We start from the raw sequence: 20,625 nt of genomic DNA on the forward strand, positions 1-20,625 counted from the left end.
CACTCACGCCTCAGGCGCGCGACATTCGACGGGCCGGGCCCATCGGTTTGCGTGAAGTATCCGCTGGTGAGCGGGCCCTGATCATAAGCACAAATGATCTAGGAACAACAGCCTCCGCCCAGATGCTGAGAGGCGCCCCGTGCCACGCGAACGCGGGCGCGGCAAAGGGGCATTCGGGTGGGCGAGGCGAATTCGCGAACCGGGCCGCAGCGCGCCGCCCACCGCCGCCCCGCCCCCTACCCCTGCTACCTGAGAGCTAGTCCGGAAGTACGCTCCCCGGCGGGACGCCGGCCAAGTGCCCTGCTCCATAGCTTCGGTACCGGAAGCACGACCGGCTTCCGGTACGGAAGGACCATTCATCATGGCGTCCCGCCCGCGCGGCAGCCGTCCGCTGCGCACTCTCCTCGCCGCTTTCGTCGTCACCGCGGTGGTGGTGCCCGTCTCGGGTGCGGCCCGCCCCGCGGCCGTCCCGGCACCCGCCCCCAAGGCCCTCGCTCCCCTGCGGTCCGCCGCACCCGGCGCGCTCGCCGAGCGGTACGCCGTCAACCGCGAGGGCATCCGGGCGGCGGAGCGGATGGCCGAGGCCCACGGCGACCGGGCGCGGGCCGGGGTACTGCGCGGGATGGCCGGCCCGGCGCGGCAGTTCCTGTTCTTCGACGGCCGCGACGGAGGCCGCACCACCGAGGTCTTCGGCGACCTGGCACGGGCCGAGCGGATCGCCGTACTGGTGCCGGGCTCGGACACCCATCTCGACAGGTACGAGCGGCTGCGGTCCGGTGCGCTGGCGCTCCAGAAGGAGTTGGGCGGCCGGTCCGCCGTCCTCGCCTGGGCCGGGTACCGGACGCCGAGCACGGTGAGCCCCGATGTGCTCACCCCCGGCCGTGCGGCGGAGGCCGCTCCCGGGCTCCGCGCCTTCGTCGGTGCCGTGGCGAAGCTCCGTCCCACGGCCCGGCTCTCCGTGCTCTGCCATTCGTACGGAGCCGTGGTCTGTGGCCGCGCCGCGCCGGGGCTGGATGTCGCGGACCTGGTGCTGTTCGGCAGCCCCGGCGCGGGGGCCGGAAACGTCGCCGCGCTGCACACCCCGGCGACCGTGTGGGCCGGCCGGGGCGCGGACGACTGGATCGCCGATGTGCCGCACGGGCAGCTGGAACTCCCCTTCGGGACACTCGGGTTGGGCACCGATCCGGTCACGCCCGAGTTCGGCGCCCGGGTCTTCGCGGCGGGCCCCGGAGGCCACAGCGACTACCTGAAGCCCGGTTCGGTGTCCCTGCGGAACCTCGCCCGGATCGTGTCCGGCCGGGCCCCTTCCGAGGAGAGCAGCGATGCGTGAGCTGATCCGGCGGATCGCCGCCGCGACACCGGCCGACCGTGACCGCGGCGTCGACGCCCTGCGGGCGCTCGCCATTCTCGGGGTGATGCTCGGACACTGGCTGGTGACCGCCCTGGTCGCCGACAGCGGCAGGGTGCGGGTCGTCAGCCCCCTCCACCAGCTGCCCCACCTCACCCCGGTCTCCTGGCTTCTCCAGACCCTGGCCGTCTTCTTTCTGGTGGGTGGTCAGATGGCGGCGAAGAGCCATGCCGCCGCCCGTGCCCGGGGCGGGACCTACCGCCGGTGGCTCGGCGCCCGGACGGCCCGGCTGTTCCGGCCCGTGGTGGCCGTGCTGGTCGTCTGGAGCGTGGTGGCGGGCGCGCTGCTCGTCGCCGGGGCCGGTCTGGACACCGTCTACGCGCTGGGCAAACTGGCGCTCTCCCCGCTCTGGTTCCTGCTGGTCTTCGCCGCGCTGACGGCGGCGACTCCGCTGGTCGCCCGGCTGCATCCGCTGTGGCCGCTCGCCGTCGTCCTGCACATCGATCTGCTCCGGTTCGGGCTCGGCGGCCCGGCCTGGCTCGGCTGGATCAATGTGGCGGCCGGCTGGCTGGTGCCGTACTGCCTGGGCGCGGCCTGGGCCCGGGGCGGGCTGCGCGGCCGGGCGACGGCATGGGTGCTGCTGCTCGGCGGCGGCGCCACCACCGCCGGGCTCGTCCTGTGGGCCGGCTACCCGGCCGCCATGGTCGGGGTGCCCGGCGCCGCCCTCTCCAACCTCAACCCGCCCACCCTCGCGGCGGTCACCTTCGGTCTCGCGCAGTGCGGGGCGGCCCTGCTGCTGCTCGGCCCCCTTCGGCGGCTGCTCCAACGCCCCACCGTCTGGGCGGCGGTGGCGCTGCTGAACCTCTCGGCGATGACTCTCTTCCTGTGGCACCAGACCGCGATGATGGCGGTCACCGCGGTCGGTCTGCTCACCGGTGGGTTCCTGCCCGGTCTGCACACCCTTCCCGACGGGGTCGGCTGGGTCCTCGCCCGGCTGGTGTGGCTGCCGGTGTTCGCGCTCGCGCTGCTGGTGTGCTGGGCCGCGTTCCGCACATACGAGCAGGGGCGGCGCGGCGGCAGCACGGTGGTCCGGGCCGGGCGTCCCGCTGAGGCCAGGGCGGTGCGGCGTGTCTAGGATGCAGCGTGTGAGCCAGGGGGGCGGGACAACCGGGGGGCCGCGGCTGTGGGCGGCCGTGCGGCGGATTCCGCACACCTTGCGCGAGGACCTGTGGACCGTGGCGCGGGACCCACTGCCCCGGCTGCGCTGGCTGGGCCGGCTGCCGCATGCCCATGTGGTGCTGGCCGCGGTGCTGATGGGCTGGCTCAACGTGGAAGCGCGTGAAGGGGATTTCGGGCCGGCCGCGATGACGTCCGTCCTGGTGCTCGCGGTGCTCCAATCAGCCGCCGTGGTCCTTGCGCTGTCCCGCCCGGTGCCCGCCTGGTGGCTGTCGACGATCGCGCTCTTCCTGGCCAGGAACGCCGGTTCGCTCAGGGTCAGCCACGCCCAGCTGTGGTCCTGGAGCATCCCGGGCATCTCCCTGCACGCCCTGGTGCTGTTCCTGTTCGCGCTGCGGGTCCGTCCCCGCGTCGCGGCCGAGGCGCTGGGGTTCTCGCTCCTGGCGGCGGTGGCCGCCCTGGTCTTCGTGATGCCGGCACCGGAGCCGCCCCTGCCGGGTGCCGCCGCTCCGGTCCTCGCGACCTCCTCCCAGGACGTGACGGTCGTCCAGGACGCCGTGACCTTCACGCTCGCGGTGGTGGTGGGCACCTCGCTGCGCGGCCGCCGGGTGGCCCGTACCCGGCTCGTCGAGCAGGAGGTGCTCACCGCCGGGGAGCGGGCCCGGCGCACCCTGCTGGAGGAGCGCAACCGGATCGCCCGCGAACTGCACGACGTGGTCGCCCATCACATGTCGGTGATCTCGATCCAGGCGCAGGTCGCCCCGCATCTGGTCAAGGACCCCACCGACGAGCTCAAGGAGAATCTCGCGGGCATCCGCGGGAGCGCCGTCGAGGCGCTGACCGAACTCCGTCGGGTGCTGGGCGTGCTGCGCTCGGAGGAGGCCCTGGCGGACGGGGTCCGGCACACCCCGCAGCCCACTCTCGGCCGGCTGGACGAGCTGGTCGGCACGGTGCGCGGAGCCGGGCTCAGGGTCACCACCGAGATCACCGGTGAGCCCCGCCCGCTGTCCCCCGGAGTCGAGCTGTCGGCGTTCCGTATCGTCCAGGAGGCGCTCAGCAACGCGCTCCGGCATGCGCCGGGCGCGCAGGTGCGGGTGGCCCTCGGGTACCGGTCCGGCGGTCTCACCATCCGGGTCGCCAACTCCGCGCCGGACCGGCCCGCCCCGCCCTCGCCGGGCGCCGGGCACGGCCTGCTGGGGATGCATGAGCGCACCGCCATGCTCGGCGGCGAACTCGCCACCGGCCCCACCCCCGACGGCGGTTACGAAGTGACCGCGATTCTGCCCGCCCAGGCCGTGACGCCTGCCGACCCCCGGTGAGCCTGCCCCATGACGACCATCCGTGTGCTGATCGCCGACGACCAGATGATGGTCCGTCAGGGCTTCACGGTGCTGCTCAACGCCGAACCCGGTATCGAGGTCGTCGGCCAGGCCGTCGACGGCCTCGACGCCATCGCCCAGGTCGATCGACTCGCGCCGGACGTCGTGCTGATGGACGTCCGGATGCCCCGGCTCGGCGGCATCGAGGCGACCCGTCGCCTCACCGGACCGGCCGGGGCCACCGTCAAGGTCCTCGTCCTGACGACCTTCGACCTCGATGAGTATGTGTACGAGGCACTGCGCGCGGGCGCCTCCGGCTTCCTGCTGAAGGACGCCTCGGCGGATGAACTCGCCCAGGCCGTACGGGTGGTGGCGGCCGGTGACGCATTGCTCGCCCCGAACCTCACCAAGCGCCTGATCGCCGAGTTCTCCCGGGTCACCAGCGCACCGCGGGCCCCGCTCAAGGAGCGCGTCGGCGACCTCACGGAACGTGAGACCGAGGTCCTGTCCCTGATCGCCCAGGGTCTGACGAACGGCGAGATCGCGGAGCGGCTGGTGCTGGCGGAACAGACCGTGAAGAGCCATGTGGGCCGGATCCTGGGCAAGTTGGGCCTGCGGGACCGGACGCAGGCCGCCGTCTTCGCGTATGAGACGGGGCTGGTCCGCCCGGCCGGGTACTGAGCGGGCCGGGGCGGCACCGGCACGGCGGACGGACGGACGGGGAAGCGGCCGATGCGGCAGACGGCCCGCTCCGGCATCGGCCATGGGTACTCCTTCCCGCTCCGCCATGGGGCGGAGCGGGACCCGTCCGTGGAGTGATGTCCGGCGGCGCGGTGGACGGGACCGTGGTGCTCAGCGGGGAATCGACGCCCCGCCGCACCGAGTCCGGTGCCGACCTCATCCGCAGGAGGACCCCATGCCCCGAATACGCCGCCCGTTCCTCGTGGCCGGTGTCGCCCTCGCCGTGTGCACGGCGATCGTGCTGCCGCTGGGCACGACCGAACCGGCCGCGGCGGCCGGGACCGAGACCCGGGCCGTCCGGCACACCGCCGACGCACCGTCACTGACCGGCTCCGTCAAGCTCGCCCGACAGCCCGGCGACAACGTCCGCTTCCGCATCGACGCCCATGGCTTCGCCGACAAGGCGCGCGGCACCTTCTACGTCAGCCACCACTTCGGCAAGACCTGGGGCGGCCACTTCAAGGGCCGGATCGACTGCCTGCTGACCGGCGGCCCGGCGGCCGTCGCCACCGGCATCGTGACCGAGTCGCACTTCACGGGCGCACCGGGCATGCCGGAGATCGGGGACCTCAGGGGCAAGCGGTTCGGCTTCACCGTCCTGGACAGCGGCAAGAAGGACCGGCTGGGCTACAGCTGGGCGATGGACGGCGTGCCGAAGAACAGCGTCGGCAAGTGCCTGGGCTCGGCCCCGTTCGAGACGCTGGAGAAGGGGGACCTCAAGGTCCACCACTGGATGCCGCCGCGCGGAACCACCGAGCGGTGATCCACCGCCGCCGGCCGGCCCGGGTGTCCCACAGCGGTTGCCATGGACTCGCAAGAGTTATAGCTTCTAACAGAAGCGAGAGGGCGGAACGAGATGCCACTCGTTCCGCTCGCCACTCCCCCGCCTTTCGGCCGCTCGGCCCGGAGAGAAGGAACCGCCATGTCTGCTGCATCGGAACCGCTGCACGTCGTACTGGGCGCCGGCCCCGCCGGCACCACGCTCGCCGGTGAGCTCGTGCGCCGCGGTCACGCCGTACGACTGGTCAGCCGCTCGGCGCCGGAGGACACCGGCGAGGGCGTCCAGCCGTTCGCCGCCGATGTGAGCACGCCCGAGGGGGCGCTGGCCGCCGTCGCGGACGCCGCCGTCATCTACCACTGCGTGAATGTCCCGTATCACCGCCAGGTCGAGGTGATGCCCCACATCCAGCGCGCGGTACTGGCCGCCGCCGAGGCCACCGGGGCCCGGCTGGTCGTCCTGGACACGCTGTACCCGTACGGGCCGACCCGCGGTGAGGTGATGACGGAGGACACCCCGTGGCGGGCGACGAGCCGTAAGGGGCGGATGCGGGCGCAGCTGGACGGGCACTACCTCGACGCCCACCGGGCGGGGCGCGTCCGGGTCGTCCTCGGCCGGTCGGCCGACTTCGTCGGTCCCGGGGTGCTCAACTCGACGCTCGGCGGAGCGGTCTTCCCGGCCGCGCTGGGTGGCGGCGAGGTCCTCGGCCTGGGCGATATCGACCTGCCGCACAGTTACACGGACATCCGGGATGTGGCGGCCGGACTCGCCACGCTCGGCACCCGCCCGGAAGGCGACGGCCGGGTCTGGCACCTGCCCACCGCGCCCGCCGTCACCACCCGCGAGATCCACGCGATGATCGAGGAGCGGGTGGGCCGGCCGCTCCAGCGGGTGGTCCTCCCCGAACCCCGCCCCTTCGGGCCGTTCGACGCGGAGTTCATGGACGAGTACGCGGAGATGTTCTATCAGCACACCGAGCCGCAGATCGTGGACTCCACGGCCTTCGAGCGGACCTTCGGCGTCCGCCCGACATCGCTGGACGCGACCCTCGACGCCACCGTCGAGTGGTACCGCGCCCTGCTCGCCGGCTCCCGGAGCTGACCCGGCCGCACGACCGGCGGCCGGGCGCGGCACGGCGGCCGGGCGTGGCACACCGAAACCGAGGGCCGACGCACCGTGCGTCGGCCCTCGGTCTGTTGGTACGGGTCAGGAAGCGCTCGGGGGCGTCGCCGACCAGGCGGTCACCGACAGCGCGCCACCGTCGACCGCCTTGTCGAAGCCCACCACGCTGTGCGCGTTGCTCCCCGTCGGCGAGACCTGAAGGTACTTGGCCTGGGCGGACGACGGGCCGGCGTGCGTCCAGACCAGGTCCGCGTAGGCGCTCTTGCCCGGCTTCAGGGTGACCTGGTGCACGCCCGGGTCCTTGGCGAAGTAGGTGTCACCGTGGTGCGCGGTGGTCTTGATGGCCGTGTGTCCGGCGCCCTCCAGCGCCAGGCCCGGGTAGCCGCCTATCGCGCACGTGCCGTTGCCGGTGTTGGTCACCTTCAGATAGGTGCCCTCGTGGTTCATTCCGGCCTGGCCCGAACCCGCGTCGGTGGTCGTGACCTTCAGGGTCCCCGGCCGGCACGCACCGGCCGCCGACCCGCCCGATTCGGCCGCGGAGGCCATCCCGGCACTCGCGCCCGCGCACAGCGCGACGGCGGCGGCGACGGTGGCGGCGGTGCGCAGACCACGCATCGTCATCAGTCATCAACTCCCTCTTCTCCGGAACCGGAGAACCTCGGTGGAACGCTCTCCGAGGACAGTCGGTGCGTTCCCGTTCGTTTTTTACGCACCACCCACCCTGGGAGCCCCCACTGATGATCGGCTAACGCCTCACTAACACCCGATAAGGCTGGAATAAGTGGAGAGTTACTTTTGCCCGTCACGCGAACAACACGCGTAATGCCGGGAGTTGGCGGAACAGCGGGGCCGCGGCGCTGCCGGGGGCGGTGCGGCGGAAGCCGGTCCGAGCAGGCGTGCGATGCTGGTGCACTGCGGATCATGGCAAAAAATGGGGAGCGTACGGCAGCGTGCTGGCAGCGATACGGCGGACTGGGACGCACAGCTGGGACCGCTTCGCGGCATCCGACCCAGGGCTACTGCGGCTGATGGCAGGGCTGCGCACGGTCGGGGCGATCGTGCTCACCCTCGTCGTCCTGGCGCTGCTGGACACCGACGTCACGCTGATGGTCGCGGGCGCCATGACCGCCATGGTGTCCACCTTCGCGATCAAGGAGAAGGAGGTGCGCGGCCAGGCGGTCACCCTCGCACTGGGCCTGCCGGTCGCGCTCGCCGCGATGTCGCTGGGGGCGCTGCTGCACACCCTGGTCGTGGCCGGCGACCTGTTCTTCGTCCTGCTGATCTTCGGCGCCGTCTACTGCCGGCGGTTCGGTGACCGGGGCACCGCGCTCGGACTGATCGGCTTTCAGGTCTACTTCGTCTCGCTGTTCGTGCACGCCACCGGCCCGGCCCTGCCCGAGCTGTATCTGACGCTGGGCATCGCCTTCGGGTGCAGCGCGGTCGTACGCTTCGCCGTCGTCCCGGAAACCCCCACCCGCACCCTGCGGCGGCTGCGCGAGGCGTTCCGGGCCCGGCTCGCCCAGCTGATGGCGACCCAGATGGAGCTCCTGGACGCCGGCCCCGATGACCTCGACGGGGTCCTCGACGACCTGCGGCGGCACACCGCCCGGCTGCACGAAGCGGCCCTGATGATCCAGGGGCATCTGGAGGAGGGCACCCGGGACGCGGCCACCGCGGGGCTGGTGGAACGCCGCGTCGCGGACGCCGAGATCGCCGCCGAGCGGCTGGGGATGCTGATCCTCAACGCCCGCAGCGCCGAGCGCGCGGACACCATCACCATGCATCTGCCGCACGCCCCCGTGCCGGCCACGGCGAACCGGCTGGGGACCGAGGAGGAGGCGCTCGCCACCCTGCGCCGGGATCTGCGCGCGCTGCTGCTGCTGGTCGCCCGGCGCGCGCCCGACGACCGCGGCACCGCACTGGCCCTCGTCCGCAACCGGCTGCTCGGCTACCGGGAAGAGGACGATCTGCCGCGCGCCTCGGCCGCCGTCCAGGACGTCTTCCGCGGGCTCGGCGAGGCCGCGCGTGCCGTCCTGGGTCTGCGGCTGGCGCTGGACGGGCCGCAGGACGAGTCGGACGACTCCCCGGCCACCACGCGCTCGCGTGAGGAGTTCGACGCCGAGGACCTCTCGATCACCGGGGCCGATGAGACCGAGGAGCCGGCGGACGACCGCACCGGGCTCGAACGGCCCACCACCCGGGCCGCGTTCCAGGTCGCGGTGGGCTCGACGCTGGCCATCATCGGCGGTGAGTTCCTGTCCAGCCAGCGCTGGTACTGGGCGGTGCTGACCTGCTGGGTGGTCTTCCTGAACACCGCGTCCACGGGCGAGATCCTAGTGAAGGGATATCGCCGGCTGGTCGGCACGGTCCTCGGCGTGGTCGCCGGTGTCGCGCTGGCCGGGCTGGTCGGCAACCACACCTGGACCGCGTTCGCCCTGGTCCTGCTCTGCATCTTCGGGATGTGGTTCACCGCGCCGCTGTCGTACGCGCTGATGTCCTTCTTCACCACCGCGATGCTCGGGCTGCTCTACACCCTGCTCAACACCTACAGCTTCGATGTGCTGGTGCTGCGCATCGAGGAGACCGCGCTGGGCGCCGCGTGCGGGATCATCGCCGCCGTCCTGGTGCTGCCCGTGCACACGGACCGCCGTACGGACGAGTTGCTGGGCACGGTGCTGGAACGGCTGCGGGACGTGGTGTCCGCGGCGGTGGAGCAGCTCAGCGGCGGGCCCGCCGTCGACCTGCTGGGCATGGCCCGCGATCTGGACACCGCGCTGGACGAGCTGCGCGCCTCCATCCAGCCGCTGACGCACCCGATCACCCCGCTGCGCGTCCGCCGGCGGACCGCCCGCTATCTGGTGGCGCTGCTGGAGACCTGCGCGTATCACGCCCGTTCCCTGGCGGCGACGGCGGAACTCGTGCCGTACAGCAAGACCATCGCGGCCGACCCGCGGCTCGCCCGGGCCGGCCGGCGGATCGGCCAGAACATCGATCTCCTCGTCGCCCGGGTGCTGGAGGAGAGCACCGAGGGCGAGGTCGATTCCGGTTTCAGCATCGCCGCGATGCTGGAAGCGGCCGGCGCGGGGGCGCTTCAGTCGGGCACGGTCACCTTCCGCGTGCTGCGGCACCTCCAGCGTCTCGACGAGGGAGTGGTGGGTCTCGCCCGGCCGCTCGATGTGCCGGTGTCCGGACCCAAGGGGAGCAAGGCCGGCTGAGCGAAGGCCGGTCGGTGCGTCGCCGGCTCCTCCGGGCCGGTGCCGGTCATCCGCCGACGCTCCCGGCGTCGTGCCGCGCGAGCACCGCCCGCTCCTCCTCCGGGGTGTAGCCGACCTCCAGCGGCGGCTCGCCACGTGCGCGGTCCCACGCCAGGACATCGGCCGCGGTGACCTCCAGCGGGGTCGCGGGCAGGCCGGCCGCGCGGGCACGCGCCGGGCTGCGCTGCTGTGTCGACCACTCCGGCCGCGCGAGCGGGAACATCGGCGGCCGTCCCTCGGGCGAGACAGGTACGATCTCGACCTCCGCGCCCGCCACCCGGGCACAGGTCTCGATGAGCCCGCCGAGGGTGGTCGGCTCGTCCGGCCCCACCGCGTGGAACGCGCCCGGACGCGCGTCGGCCAGCAACCGCACCACCAGCCGGGCCAGATCGCGCGAGTCGATGACCTGCACCGGCTGCCGGGGGTCGGCGGGCAGGGCCACCCGTCCGCCGCTCGCGGCCCGGCGCACCCAGTAGGTGAAGGCGCCCTGCGGGTCGTACGGCCCGGCCACCCTTCCCGGCCGCACGATCGTCGCCCGTGCGCCGTACCGGGCCACCACATCGTCCTCGCAGGCCACCTTGAGCGGGCCGTAGGTGTCCTCGCTGAGCTCCTCGGTGTCCCGTACGGGCGGACGGCGCGGGGTGTCCTCGGCCGACCCCGGCCCCACCCCCGCGCGCTGGTACACCGCATGGCTGGAGACGAACAGATACCGCCCGGCCCGGTCCCCCAGCGCGTCCATCGCCTGTCCGACATGGCGCGGCACATAGCCGCTGACATCCACGACCGCGTCCCAACTGCCGTCGCGCAGGGCCCGGTAGTCGCCGGTCTCCCGGTCACCGACGAGCCGGGGCACCCCGGGGAAGAGCTCCGTCCCGGTCTTTCCCCGGCCGAACAGCGTCACCTCGGCGCCGGTGCGCAGCGCCTCGTCCACAATGGCGCGGCCCACGAATAATGTCCCACCCAGTACCAGAATCCGCATGGTCCCCGACGCTACCGACCATGGCGTCCCGGCGCGGGCGGGGTCCGGAAAAATCATGTGCGCATCCGGTAACCGGTTGACAGGCTGGGAGCATGAGCCCTGAGTCCGCCTCCGCGCCCCCTACCGCCGCCCCGCCCCCGGCAACCGGCTGGATCAGCACGCCCGTTACCGCGGACCTCCTGCGCGGTGCGCTCGAACTGGAGCACACCGCGCACGGGGTGCTGCCGCACCGGCTGCCCGCCCGGGCCCGCGCCCAGTGCGCCGACGGACAGCTGGCCATGGCGGAGGCCCAGCCCTCGGGGGTACGCCTGGTGTTCCGCACCCGGGCCACCGCCATCGAGCTGGACGCGCTGCGCACCAAGAACGCCTACGAGGGCGCCCCGCCCCGCCCGGACGGCGTCTACGACCTGTTCGTCGACGGGCAGCTCACCGGGCAGGACAGTGTGACCGGCGGCAATGTGTCGGTGGTGGACATGATCGCCGGGACCGCGGAAATCCAGCCCGGCCCGGCCGGCACCGTCCGGTTCACCGGTCTCCCCGACGGCGTCAAGGACGTCGAGATCTGGCTGCCGCACAACGAGATCACCGAACTGATCGCGCTGCGCACCGATGCCCCCGTCGAGCCCCTCCCGGAGGGGGGCCGCAAGAGGTGGCTGCACCACGGCAGTTCGATCAGTCACGGCTCGGACGCCGCGAGCCCCAGCGCCACCTGGCCCGCGCTGGCCGCCACCCTCGGCGGCGTGGAACTCACCAACCTGGGCCTGGGCGGCGGCGCCCTGCTCGACCCGTTCACCGCCCGCGCCCTGCGGGACACCCCCGCGGACCTGATCAGCATCAAGATCGGCATCAATCTGGTCAACACCGACCTGATGCGGCTGCGTGCCTTCGGCCCGGCGGTCCACGGCTTCCTCGACACCGTCCGCGAGGGCCACCCCACCACTCCGCTGCTGCTGGTCTCCCCGCTCCTGTGCCCCATCCACGAGGACACCCCCGGCCCCACCGCCCCGGACTTCAGCACCGTCAGCGCGGGGAAGCTCCAGTTCAAGGCCGCGGGCGACCCCGCCGAACGGGCCATGGGCAAGCTGACGCTCACCGTCATCCGGGACGAACTGGCCCAGGTGATGAAGCAGCGGGCGGCCGGCGACCCGAACCTGCACCATCTCGACGGGCGCGACCTCTACGGCGAAGCGGACTTCGCCGAGCTCCCGCTGCCCGATCAGCTCCACCCGGACGCCGCCACCCACCGCCGCATCGGCGAGCGCTTCGCCGCGCTGGCCTTCGGCACCGGGGGGCCGTTCGCCACCGGGCGTGCTTAGGCTCTCCGCTGAAGGTGCCGAGAGCGGCCGGTTCGTCCGCGGCGACGTCGTGGCCGGCCGCTCAGTCACCCGCGCCCGGCAGAGGCGTCAGCCGGCCGTGTCGTCGCCCGCCCCGGAGCGGCAGGCGGGGTGGCCCCAGCCGTCGGGGTTCTTGGTGATGGGCTCGCCCGCCGCGTAGGAGCGCCCGCAGCGGCAGCGGCCGGGGAATTTGGCGTTGAGGGTCCGGGTCTTCCCCGAGGTGCGCCGCTGCGGTGCGGAGGCGGTCTTCGCCGCCGGGCCGGCGGCCCGTCGCCGGGTGCCGGCGGGCCGCACGGTGTCGGGGGCGGCCGGCGGCTCCGGGGAGCCGAGTGCACTGCCGGCGGCTTCCTGGACGATCGCCGCCTGGCTCGCCGCCCGGTCGGCGAAGTCGTTGAGCGGGTCCCCGTCCACCTGGTGCGCCGGGACATAGCGGAACTCCACGGAGCGGTCCGTGAGCAGCGCGTCGATGCCGGCGACCAGTTCCTGATTGGCGACCGGCTTGCCCGCGGCCGTCTTCCAGCCCTTGCGCTTCCAGCCGGGCAGCCAGGTGGTGACGGCCTTCATCGCGTACTGGGAGTCCATCCGGATCTCGATCGGGACGGCCGGATCGGTGGCTGTCAGCAGACGTTCCAGGGCGGTGAGTTCCGCGACGTTGTTGGTCGCGGTGCCCAGCGGCCCGGCCTCCCACCGGACGACGGTTCCGGCACCGTCGGCGACGACCCAGGCCCAGCCCGCGGGCCCGGGGTTTCCTTTCGAAGCGCCGTCACAGGCGGCGATCACGCGTTCAGCCATGCGCGCGATCATGCCAGGCAGCGGCGCGCCGCGCGAAGCCGGCTCCGCGGGGCCCGCGGGCGGGCGGGCCGAATGGGACGCGCACCGTTCGAGCAGCGGGCCCTCGGCCGGCCGGACGCGCGCCTGGCCCCGGACCGCCGGCGGTCCGGGCTGACCCGGATCAGTTGCCGGATTCCTTCTCCGGGCGGAGTTCACTGGGCCGTACGATCACGAATCCCTCGCCGTCGAGGCGGAGTTGGACGGCCTCCCCGGAGCCGCCCCGGAGCATCGAGCCGAGGCTCTGCGACCGGTGCAGCGTGGTCTGGAGCGCGCTGCTCCAGCCGACCACGGCATCGGTGTCGACGAAGACCGGGGCCTGCGGGGAGACGGGTATGACGATGGGGTTGCCCTCACACATCACACCGAGCTTGCCGTGGCCGCTGAAGACGGAGTTGAAGAGCCCGCCACCGACCATCCCAGCGCCCTTGACGACCTTGATCTCGTAGGAGAGGGACGGGTCGAAGCACAGCACATTCCGGCCGTTGACAGTGATGCCGTCGCCCGGGGCGAGGTCGATGATGAAGCAGTTGGCGGCCTCGTGCGCGAACCACACCTCACCGCGGCCCCGCACGGCCATCAGCGCCAGCCCCTCACCGGTGACCGCGCGCTTGAGGAACTTGCCGATGCCCTGCCCCTGCTTCTCGAATTGCAGATCGCCGCGGTAGGCGATCATCGCGCCCTGCCGGGCGTAACACTCGCCGTCCAGCGCGTACTTGAGCGATTTGGCGTTCTGCTGCGTCATCCCGGGCGCGGTGGCCGGTGCGGCCATGTTCTCCGAGGCGAAAAGGTCACTGTTCATGGCCGGAATGCTAGCCCGGGGTGGCTGCGACCACCGGAAAACGTCGGGGGAGTCGGGTTCCGGAAGACCTCGGGCCCGGCCCCGTGCCGCCCCCGGCACAGTGGCCGAGACCGGATCACGCGCTCGTCCGCTTGTAAACAATCGGACACAAGAACACTCAAAATAGGTAAACCACAGCAGTCGGGCGCAGCGTGCTCTAGCGTCACGTCCGACACGGGGGCGGTTGTGGGGCCGGGGGGCTCCAGCCGCGCCGGAAGTGAAGGGGACGACCAAGTGGGGGGCCATGGGGTTGTTCGAAGCTGCCGGAGCAAGGGTGATCGATTCACCTGCCGGGACAGCCAAGTTGGACCGCGTACCGGAACGCGACGACCAAAGCAGGCACCGGCCGACGGAACGCCGGCTGCGACAGCTGGCGCCGGTCGTCGACGCCGTGGGCGCCCTGCTGCCGGTGGGGCTGCTCTGTGCCGTGACACAGCAGCCCCAGCCGCTGCTCACCGCGGCGCTGGCCGGTGCCTCATGGCTTGCCGTGGGCGCGTCGAAGAATCGTTACAGCCGGCAGGGGCCGGCCGATGACGATGCCGCACTGCCGGTCCTGCGGGACTGGCTGACCATGCTGGGCGTACTGGCCGTCGTCTGCGTCGTGGCGCGGGTCGAGGTCTCGCTCAAGATCTGTGTGCTGGCCCTGTTACCGTGCCTGGCGCTGGGCGTGGCCCGGCGCCGGCTCGTGCACCGGTATCTGGTGGCCGCCAGACGCCGTGCGCAGGCGCTGCGCCGGGCGCTGATCGTCGGGGAGGCGGGCACCGTCGATGTGGTGCTCGCGGAGCTGGCACACCGTACCGATCATGAATATGTCGTCGTCGGCAGCTGCCTCGTCGGCGAGGAGACCACCGACTCGGCGGTGCCCGTCCCGGCCCGGCTCGCGTCGGACGGGAGCACATCCGACGCGGGACTGGACGGCGAGACCGTGCTCCGGTGCGCCGCCGACCTCGACGCCGATCTCGTCTTCGTGGCGCCGGGCCGTCGGCTGCCCGCGGCGCGAATACGCCGGCTGGCCTGGGCCCTGCACGACGGGGGTCGAAATCTGGCCATACTTCCGGGCCTGATCGATGTCTCGCAGCACCGGGTCCGGCTCGCGAAGGCGGCGGGCCTGACGGTGATGCATATAGATCCCGCGGCGCGGCGCGGGATGCCGGTTCTGCTGAAGCAGGTCACGGACCGGCTGGGGGCGCTGCTGCTGCTGATGCTGCTCTCCCCCGTGTTCGCCTTGGTGGCGGCGGCGATAAGGCTCTCCTCCACCGGGCCGGTGTTCTACTGGCAGATCCGGACGGGCCAGGATCTGCGGCCGTTCCGGATGTGGAAGTTCCGCACGATGGTGGTCAGCGCCGACCGGATGCGGGCGGCGCTGGAGGCGTCGAACGAGCACGACGGGGCGATGTTCAAGATGCGGCGGGATCCCCGGGTGACGCCGGTGGGCCGGCTGCTGCGCCGCTTCTCCCTGGACGAACTGCCCCAGCTGTTCAACGTCCTGGCCGGCCATATGTCCTTGGTCGGCCCGCGGCCCCCGCTGCCCGAAGAGGTGGAGCGGTACGACGGGACCGAGCTCCGCCGGCTGTCCGTCAAGCCGGGGCTGACCGGGCTGTGGCAGGTCAGCGGTCGGTCCGATCTCTCCTGGGACGAGACCGTCGCACTGGATCTGAGCTATGTGGACAACTGGTCCTACGTCCGCGACATCGGTGTGCTGGCGCGGACCGTGCGGGCCGTCGTGGACGGGCGCGGTGCCTACTAACGCCCTTTGGTGTGCGTCCGGCGCCTCGCCGAGAGGCGGGCGCCGGACGCACGGGACGGATCGAGGGCGGTCACACCGCGGCCGGCTCCGCCCGCCATTCCTGGTAGGTCCGGGCGATGCCCTCGGCGAGCGGAATGGTGGGCGTCCAGCCCAGGGCCCGCATCTTGCTGATGTCGAGCAGCTTGCGCGGGGTGCCGTCGGGGCGGGACGGGTCGAAGGCGATCCGTCCCTCGTACCCGACCGCTTCGGCGACACAGGCGGCCAGGTCGGCGATGGTCAGGTCGCTTCCGCAGCCGACGTTGACCGTGTCGTCGCCGTCATAGCGGCGCAGCAGCACCTCGCAGGCGGCGGCCAGGTCGTCGACGTGCAGGAACTCGCGCAGCGGGGTGCCGGTGCCCCAGAGGGTGAGCTCCGGCAGCCGCTGTTCCTTCGCCTCGTGGAAGCGGCGGATGAGGGCGGGCAGGACGTGCGAGGTCTCCAGGTCGAAGTTGTCGCCCGGCCCGTAGAGGTTCGTCGGCATGGCGGAGATGAAGGAGGCACCGTATTGCCGGCGGTAGGAGCTGATCTGGACGAGGCCGGCGATCTTGGCGATCGCGTAGGGCTCGTTGGTGGGCTCCAACGGCCCGCTCAGCAGGGCGTCTTCGGTGATCGGCTGGGCGGCGTGCTTGGGGTAGATACAGCTCGATCCGAGGAACAGCAGCCGGCGCACCCCGGCCCGGTGCGCGCCCGCGATGACGCTGAGCTGGATGCTCAGATTGTCCTCCAGGAACTGCACGGGATAGGTGCTGTTGGCCATGATTCCGCCGACTTTGGCGGCCGCCAGGACGACGGCGTCGGGCCGTGCCGAGCGCAGATACGCCTCGGTGGCCCCGGCGTCCCGCAGGTCGAGCTCCGCGCGGGTACGGGTCAGCACGTCATAGCCCTGCGCGGACAGCCGCCGGGCCACGGCGGATCCCACCAGACCTCGGTGGCCCGCGACGAAGACGCGGGCGGGTGTGGGCAGCAAGTCATCCATGGGGCGGATTGTGTCAGTCAACCCGATACGTCCACCGGCTATTTCAGGAAATATCTGCCGCTCCTCGCTCTCGACCGGCGGCGCCGGAGCGGGTAGCGTCCACGCCCCGCGGTCCGCCGGCGCGTGGGCAAACCAGCAAGTCAGATCCCGATGCACATCACTTCTCGTGGGGGGAAGCCATGCCGAAAACCGCGGTCATCACCGGAATTACCGGTCAGGACGGTTCGTATCTCGCCGAATTGCTGCTGAGCAAGGGCTATGAGGTGCACGGCCTGATGAGACGCTCGTCGAGCTTCAACACCGAGCGCATCGACCACATCTACCAGGACCCGCACACCCCCGACCGGCGGCTGCTGCTGCACCACGTCGATCTGTCGGACGGGGTGGCCCTGGTGAATCTGCTGCGCGATGTGCAGCCCGACGAGGTCTACAACCTCGGGGCCCAGTCCCATGTCCGGGTCTCCTTCGACGCTCCGCTGTACACCGGGGATGTGACCGGGCTGGGCGCCGTACGGCTGTTGGAGGCCATCCGCGCCAGCGGCGTGCAGACCAAGCTCTATCAGGCTTCGTCCTCGGAGATGTTCGGCGCCACCCCGCCGCCGCAGAACGAGGCGACGCCCTTCCACCCGCGCAGCCCGTACGGCTGCGCCAAGGTCATGGCGTACTGGTCCACGGTCAACTACCGCGAGGCGTACGGGCTGTTCGGGGTCAACGGGATTCTCTTCAACCACGAGAGCCCGCGGCGCGGCGAGACCTTCGTGACCCGCAAGATCACCCGCGCGGTGGCCCGCATACAGGCGGGCCTTCAGGAGCATCTCTACCTCGGCAATCTCGACGCCGTGCGCGACTGGGGTTACGCGCCGGAGTACGTCGAGGCCATGTGGCGGATGCTCCAGCAGGACGAACCCGACGACTATGTGGTGGCGACCGGAGTGGCCGCGACCGTACGGGACTTCCTCCAGGCCGCCTTCGACACGGTGGGGCTGGACTGGGAGCGCAGTGTGCGCTTCGACCCGAAGTACGAGCGGCCCTCCGAGGTGGACGCGCTCATCGGCGACGCGTCCAAGGCCAAGAGCCTGCTGGACTGGTCGGCGAAGGTGCAGTTCGACGAACTCGCCCGGATCATGGTCGAGTCGGACGTCCGGCAGCTGGCGGACGAACTCTCCGGTCACCGGGTGCGGGTGGACCGATGACGGCCACCGCCACCGACCGCCGGCTGCGCGGCTTCACCGGCGCCGGCTACGACAAGGGCCGGGGACTGCCGGCCCAGGTCGCCTGGTTCGTCGTGCTCAACGTGCTGTTCATGAAGTGGTGGTTCCCGCCGCGGCTGCGGCCCGCGGTGCTGCGGCTGTTCGGCGCCCGGGTCGGCGAACGGGTGCTCATCCGGCACCGGGTGCGGGTGCAGTGGCCGTGGAAGCTGACGGTGGGAGATGACGTCTGGGTGGGCGAGGACTCCTGGCTGATCAACCTGGAGCCGATCAGTATCGGCCATGACGTCTGTGTGTCCCAGGGTGCCGTGTTGTGCACCGGGAGCCACCAACGCAAGTCGCCCACCTTCGAGTTCGACAACGCACCGATCCGGCTGGAGCCCGGGTCCTGGGTGGCGGCCCGTGCCATGGTGCTGCGCGGCGTCACCGTCGGAGCGGACGCGGTGGTCGGGGCCGGCGTGGTCGTCCACCGCGATGTGCCGCCGGGGGCCGTGCACACCACCGGAGGTGCCGTATGAGGATCACCCATGTGGTGACGCTGGTCAGCGACGACGGGGCCTATGGCGGTCCGGTGAGCGTGGCCACCGGGCAGCTGGGTGAACTGGCCGCGCGGGGGCACGAGGTGGAGCTGGTCTCGCTGTGGCGGGGCCGGAGCGCGCCCCCGCGGTCGGTGGACGGGGTGCCGCTGCGCGCCCGGACCGCCCGCACGCTGGTCCCGGGACAGGGCTTCCTGGGCCTGTTCCACCCGGGGCTGCTGCCCACGCTCTGGCGGCGGGTGGGCCGGGCCGACGCCCTGCATCTGCACGCCGGGCGGGACCTGGTGTCCCTGGCCGCGCTCGCGGTGGCCGTGGTGCGCCGCCGGCCCTTCGTCGTGCAGACCCATGGCATGGTCCAGCCCCGCGGCTCGGCGGTGGCCCGGCTCTTCGACCGGGTGTATGTCCCGCTGCTGCGGCGGGCGGCCGCGGCCCTGGTCCTCACCGACGAGGAGGAGGCCGGGCTGCGGAAGGTCCTGGGCCCGCGCGGGCCGCGGCTGGTCCGACTTCCCAACGGGGTCCGCTCCCGCCCGGCCGACGGGGAGCGCGGCGAGACCGATGTGCTCTTCCTCGCACGGCTGCAGAGCCGCAAGCGCCCCGAGGCTTTCGTGCGGATGGCGGCGCTGGTGCACCGCAAACGGCCCGAGGTGTCCTTCACCCTGCACGGTTCGGACGAGGGACGGCTGGCGGAGGTCCGGCGGCTGATCGCCGAGGAGGGGCTGGGCGAGGTCGTGACGTACGGCGGGGCCCTCGACCACGACGCCGCGGTGCGGCGGACGGCGCAGGCCACCGTCTACGTGCTGCCCAGCGTCGACGAGCCGTTCCCGATGAGTGTCCTGGAGTCCCTGGCGGTGGGCACCCCGGTGGTCTGCACCGGCAGCTGCGGGATCGCCGGTACGCTCCGGCGGCGCGAGGCCGCTGTGGTGACCGACGGTTCGCCGGAGCAGCTGGCGGACGCGGTGCTGCGGCTCCTGGAGGACCGTCCGCTGCGGGAGCGCGTCACCCGGGCCGGTCATGCGGCCGTCGAGGCGGAGTTCTCGCTGGCGGCGGTGGCCGACCGGCTGGAGGGGTGGTACGGGTCCCTCGCCCGGCCCGGCGCACGATGACCGGGGCGGCGGGGGCCGGCGCCCCCGCCGCCTGCGGTTACCGGCCGGCGGCCCGCGCGATCCGCAGCAGTTCGGTGATCCGCTCCAGACCGGCCCGGCTGCTGAGCCGCTGCTCGACGTACTGCGGGCCCCGGGCGCCCAGCTGCGCGGCCCGCCCGGGGTCGTCGGCGAGCGCCCGGACCTCCGCGAGGAGCGCCTTCGGGTCCTCCGGGGCGAGCACCGTCCCGGCGCCCGAGCGCAGCACCTCCTGTGCGGTGCCCCCTTCGGCGGCCACCGAGGCGATCACCGGCCGGCCCGTCATGAAGTACGAGGTCAGCTTGGACGGCAGGCTCATATCGAGCACGGATGCCTTCTGGGTCACCGCGAGCACATCGGCGGCGGCCAGCACCTCGGGGAAGTCCTCGGCGTCGGCGGGCGGCAGGAAGGACAGCGCGGGGACGTCCGCGGCGAGCCGTTCCAGATGCGCGCGCTGGTTGCCGTCCCCCATGAGCACGAACCGTACGGGCGCGGCTTCCTGACCGGCCAGCCGCGCGGCCTCGACCAGCACCTCCAGCCCCTGTTTGAGGCCCATGTTGCCGGCGTGCAGCACCACGGTCTCCCGGTCGGACCAGCCCAGTCGCGCCCGGGTGCGGTCCCGGTCGCCGCTCGGTCCCCGCACATGGGTCCAGTTGGGCACCACATGAACCCGGGCGCGCGGCACGCCCATCGCCGTGACCCGGTCCACGAACGATTCGTGCACCACGCCGACGACCGCCGCCTGGCGCAGCACCCGCGCCTCCACCGCCCCGGCCAGCGCGGCGGCCCGGCCCCCGCCCTGGATGCCGCTCTGCTCGGCGGCGGCCCCCATCAGGTCCTGGACGACCACGACATGAGGTACCCCGGCCTGCCGCGCCAGACGTCCGCCCAGCACTCCCCCGGCCAGGCTCGGCATCTGGGTGAGCACCACGTCGGGTCGGATACGTGGTGGTGTCAGGGCACCGTGGGCCAGGATGCTGGCCTCGAACAGGGCCCGGCGCAGGGCGGTCTGATGCGGCGGAACGGTGTGCCGCCGACGGTGCACGGTCACCCCGCCGCGGCGTTCCCGGACGCGCCACCGGCCGCGGTAGCCGTCCGCGACCCGCCAGGCGGGGTAGTGCGGCATGCCCGCGAGGACATGGGTGTCGGCGCCGGATGCGGCCAGGTGCTCGGCGATCTGGGTCGAGTACGGCCCTATGCCGGTGTGTTCGGGTGCGTAGTTGGTCGAGACCACGAGCACGCACCGGCCCGCGAACGAGTCTTCCACGAATGGCCCCCTCT

The 20,625-nt window shown here is 72.5% G+C and carries 18 protein-coding genes; 12 read left to right on the forward strand and 6 right to left on the reverse strand.

The features are described from left to right. The first annotated feature begins 361 nt into the window (after positions 1-361). From ACFWJW_RS17035 to ACFWJW_RS17060, 6 genes are all read left to right on the forward strand, one after another. Positions 362-1,330 carry an alpha/beta hydrolase gene (locus ACFWJW_RS17035; RefSeq protein WP_387241139.1) on the forward strand — a complete coding sequence of 323 codons (969 nt, stop codon included), beginning with the start codon at positions 362-364 and terminating at the stop codon, positions 1,328-1,330. Next, entirely contained in the window at positions 1,323-2,483 is a 1,161-nt protein-coding gene (locus ACFWJW_RS17040; RefSeq protein ID WP_387241142.1) for an acyltransferase, read from the forward strand. The genes ACFWJW_RS17035 and ACFWJW_RS17040 overlap by 8 nt, the downstream gene beginning before the upstream one ends. A gap of 1 nt (position 2,484) precedes the next feature. After that, on the forward strand, positions 2,485-3,843 hold the full coding sequence (locus tag ACFWJW_RS17045; RefSeq protein ID WP_387241145.1) for a sensor histidine kinase: 1,359 nt from the start codon (positions 2,485-2,487) through the stop codon (positions 3,841-3,843). 9 nt (positions 3,844-3,852) lie between these two features. Further along, positions 3,853-4,524 carry a response regulator gene (locus ACFWJW_RS17050; protein ID WP_387241148.1) on the forward strand — a complete coding sequence of 224 codons (672 nt, stop codon included), beginning with the start codon at positions 3,853-3,855 and terminating at the stop codon, positions 4,522-4,524. 235 nt (positions 4,525-4,759) lie between these two features. After that, the gene (locus tag ACFWJW_RS17055) at positions 4,760-5,347 is read left to right on the forward strand and encodes a hypothetical protein (protein WP_387241151.1); all 588 of its coding nucleotides are present in this window, start codon (positions 4,760-4,762) and stop codon (positions 5,345-5,347) included. A gap of 159 nt (positions 5,348-5,506) precedes the next feature. After that, the gene (locus ACFWJW_RS17060) at positions 5,507-6,463 is read left to right on the forward strand and encodes an NAD-dependent epimerase/dehydratase family protein (RefSeq protein ID WP_387241154.1); all 957 of its coding nucleotides are present in this window, start codon (positions 5,507-5,509) and stop codon (positions 6,461-6,463) included. A gap of 105 nt (positions 6,464-6,568) precedes the next feature. Here the strand turns inward: ACFWJW_RS17060 and ACFWJW_RS17065 are convergent, their stop codons facing one another. Further along, positions 6,569-7,105: a DUF4232 domain-containing protein gene (locus ACFWJW_RS17065; RefSeq protein WP_387241157.1), complete on the reverse strand. Its 537-nt coding sequence runs from the start codon at positions 7,103-7,105 to the stop codon at positions 6,569-6,571. Positions 7,106-7,512: 407 nt separating this feature from the next. Between ACFWJW_RS17065 and ACFWJW_RS17070 the strand changes: the two genes are divergently transcribed. Next, positions 7,513-9,699: an FUSC family protein gene (locus tag ACFWJW_RS17070; protein ID WP_387241160.1), complete on the forward strand. Its 2,187-nt coding sequence runs from the start codon at positions 7,513-7,515 to the stop codon at positions 9,697-9,699. 46 nt (positions 9,700-9,745) lie between these two features. Here the strand turns inward: ACFWJW_RS17070 and ACFWJW_RS17075 are convergent, their stop codons facing one another. Next, a complete protein-coding gene (locus ACFWJW_RS17075) occupies positions 9,746-10,717 on the reverse strand; it encodes an NAD-dependent epimerase/dehydratase family protein (protein ID WP_387241163.1) in 972 nt (323 codons plus the stop codon). 92 nt (positions 10,718-10,809) lie between these two features. Between ACFWJW_RS17075 and ACFWJW_RS17080 the strand changes: the two genes are divergently transcribed. Continuing rightward, positions 10,810-12,033 carry a GDSL-type esterase/lipase family protein gene (locus tag ACFWJW_RS17080; RefSeq protein WP_387241166.1) on the forward strand — a complete coding sequence of 408 codons (1,224 nt, stop codon included), beginning with the start codon at positions 10,810-10,812 and terminating at the stop codon, positions 12,031-12,033. Between the two features lie 87 nt (positions 12,034-12,120). On the opposite strand, the gene ACFWJW_RS17085 is transcribed toward ACFWJW_RS17080, so the two are convergent. Together ACFWJW_RS17085 and ACFWJW_RS17090 are read right to left on the reverse strand one after the other, a co-directional pair. Continuing rightward, positions 12,121-12,855, reverse strand: a complete 735-nt coding sequence (locus tag ACFWJW_RS17085) for a ribonuclease H (RefSeq protein ID WP_387241169.1) — start codon at positions 12,853-12,855, stop codon at positions 12,121-12,123. A 148-nt stretch (positions 12,856-13,003) separates the two neighbouring features. Beyond that, the gene (locus tag ACFWJW_RS17090) at positions 13,004-13,681 is read right to left on the reverse strand and encodes an AIM24 family protein (protein WP_387241172.1); all 678 of its coding nucleotides are present in this window, start codon (positions 13,679-13,681) and stop codon (positions 13,004-13,006) included. Between the two features lie 283 nt (positions 13,682-13,964). Here ACFWJW_RS17090 and ACFWJW_RS17095 point away from each other — a divergent pair, with 283 nt between their 5' ends. Then, positions 13,965-15,467, forward strand: a complete 1,503-nt coding sequence (locus ACFWJW_RS17095; RefSeq protein ID WP_387241175.1) for a sugar transferase — start codon at positions 13,965-13,967, stop codon at positions 15,465-15,467. A 70-nt stretch (positions 15,468-15,537) separates the two neighbouring features. Here the strand turns inward: ACFWJW_RS17095 and ACFWJW_RS17100 are convergent, their stop codons facing one another. After that, on the reverse strand, positions 15,538-16,482 hold the full coding sequence (locus tag ACFWJW_RS17100; protein ID WP_387241178.1) for a GDP-L-fucose synthase family protein: 945 nt from the start codon (positions 16,480-16,482) through the stop codon (positions 15,538-15,540). Between the two features lie 179 nt (positions 16,483-16,661). Between ACFWJW_RS17100 and gmd the strand changes: the two genes are divergently transcribed. The 3 genes from gmd to ACFWJW_RS17115 are packed head-to-tail and all read left to right on the forward strand — an operon-like array spanning position 16,662 to position 19,329. Further along, positions 16,662-17,675 (forward strand): GDP-mannose 4,6-dehydratase, encoded by a 1,014-nt coding sequence (gene gmd, locus ACFWJW_RS17105; RefSeq protein WP_387241181.1) that lies wholly within the window; start codon positions 16,662-16,664, stop codon positions 17,673-17,675. Further along, positions 17,672-18,208, forward strand: coding sequence for a DapH/DapD/GlmU-related protein (locus ACFWJW_RS17110; protein ID WP_387241184.1), 537 nt, complete (start codon positions 17,672-17,674; stop codon positions 18,206-18,208). Before gmd ends, ACFWJW_RS17110 begins: the two co-directional genes overlap by 4 nt. Continuing rightward, positions 18,205-19,329, forward strand: coding sequence for a glycosyltransferase (locus ACFWJW_RS17115; protein ID WP_387241187.1), 1,125 nt, complete (start codon positions 18,205-18,207; stop codon positions 19,327-19,329). Before ACFWJW_RS17110 ends, ACFWJW_RS17115 begins: the two co-directional genes overlap by 4 nt. A gap of 37 nt (positions 19,330-19,366) precedes the next feature. On the opposite strand, the gene ACFWJW_RS17120 is transcribed toward ACFWJW_RS17115, so the two are convergent. Then, positions 19,367-20,578, reverse strand: a complete 1,212-nt coding sequence (locus tag ACFWJW_RS17120) for a glycosyltransferase (protein ID WP_387241358.1) — start codon at positions 20,576-20,578, stop codon at positions 19,367-19,369. Positions 20,579-20,625 lie beyond the last annotated feature (47 nt).

Source organism: Streptomyces sp. NPDC127097, assembly GCF_042724075.1.
Classification (GTDB): domain Bacteria; phylum Actinomycetota; class Actinomycetes; order Streptomycetales; family Streptomycetaceae; genus Streptomyces.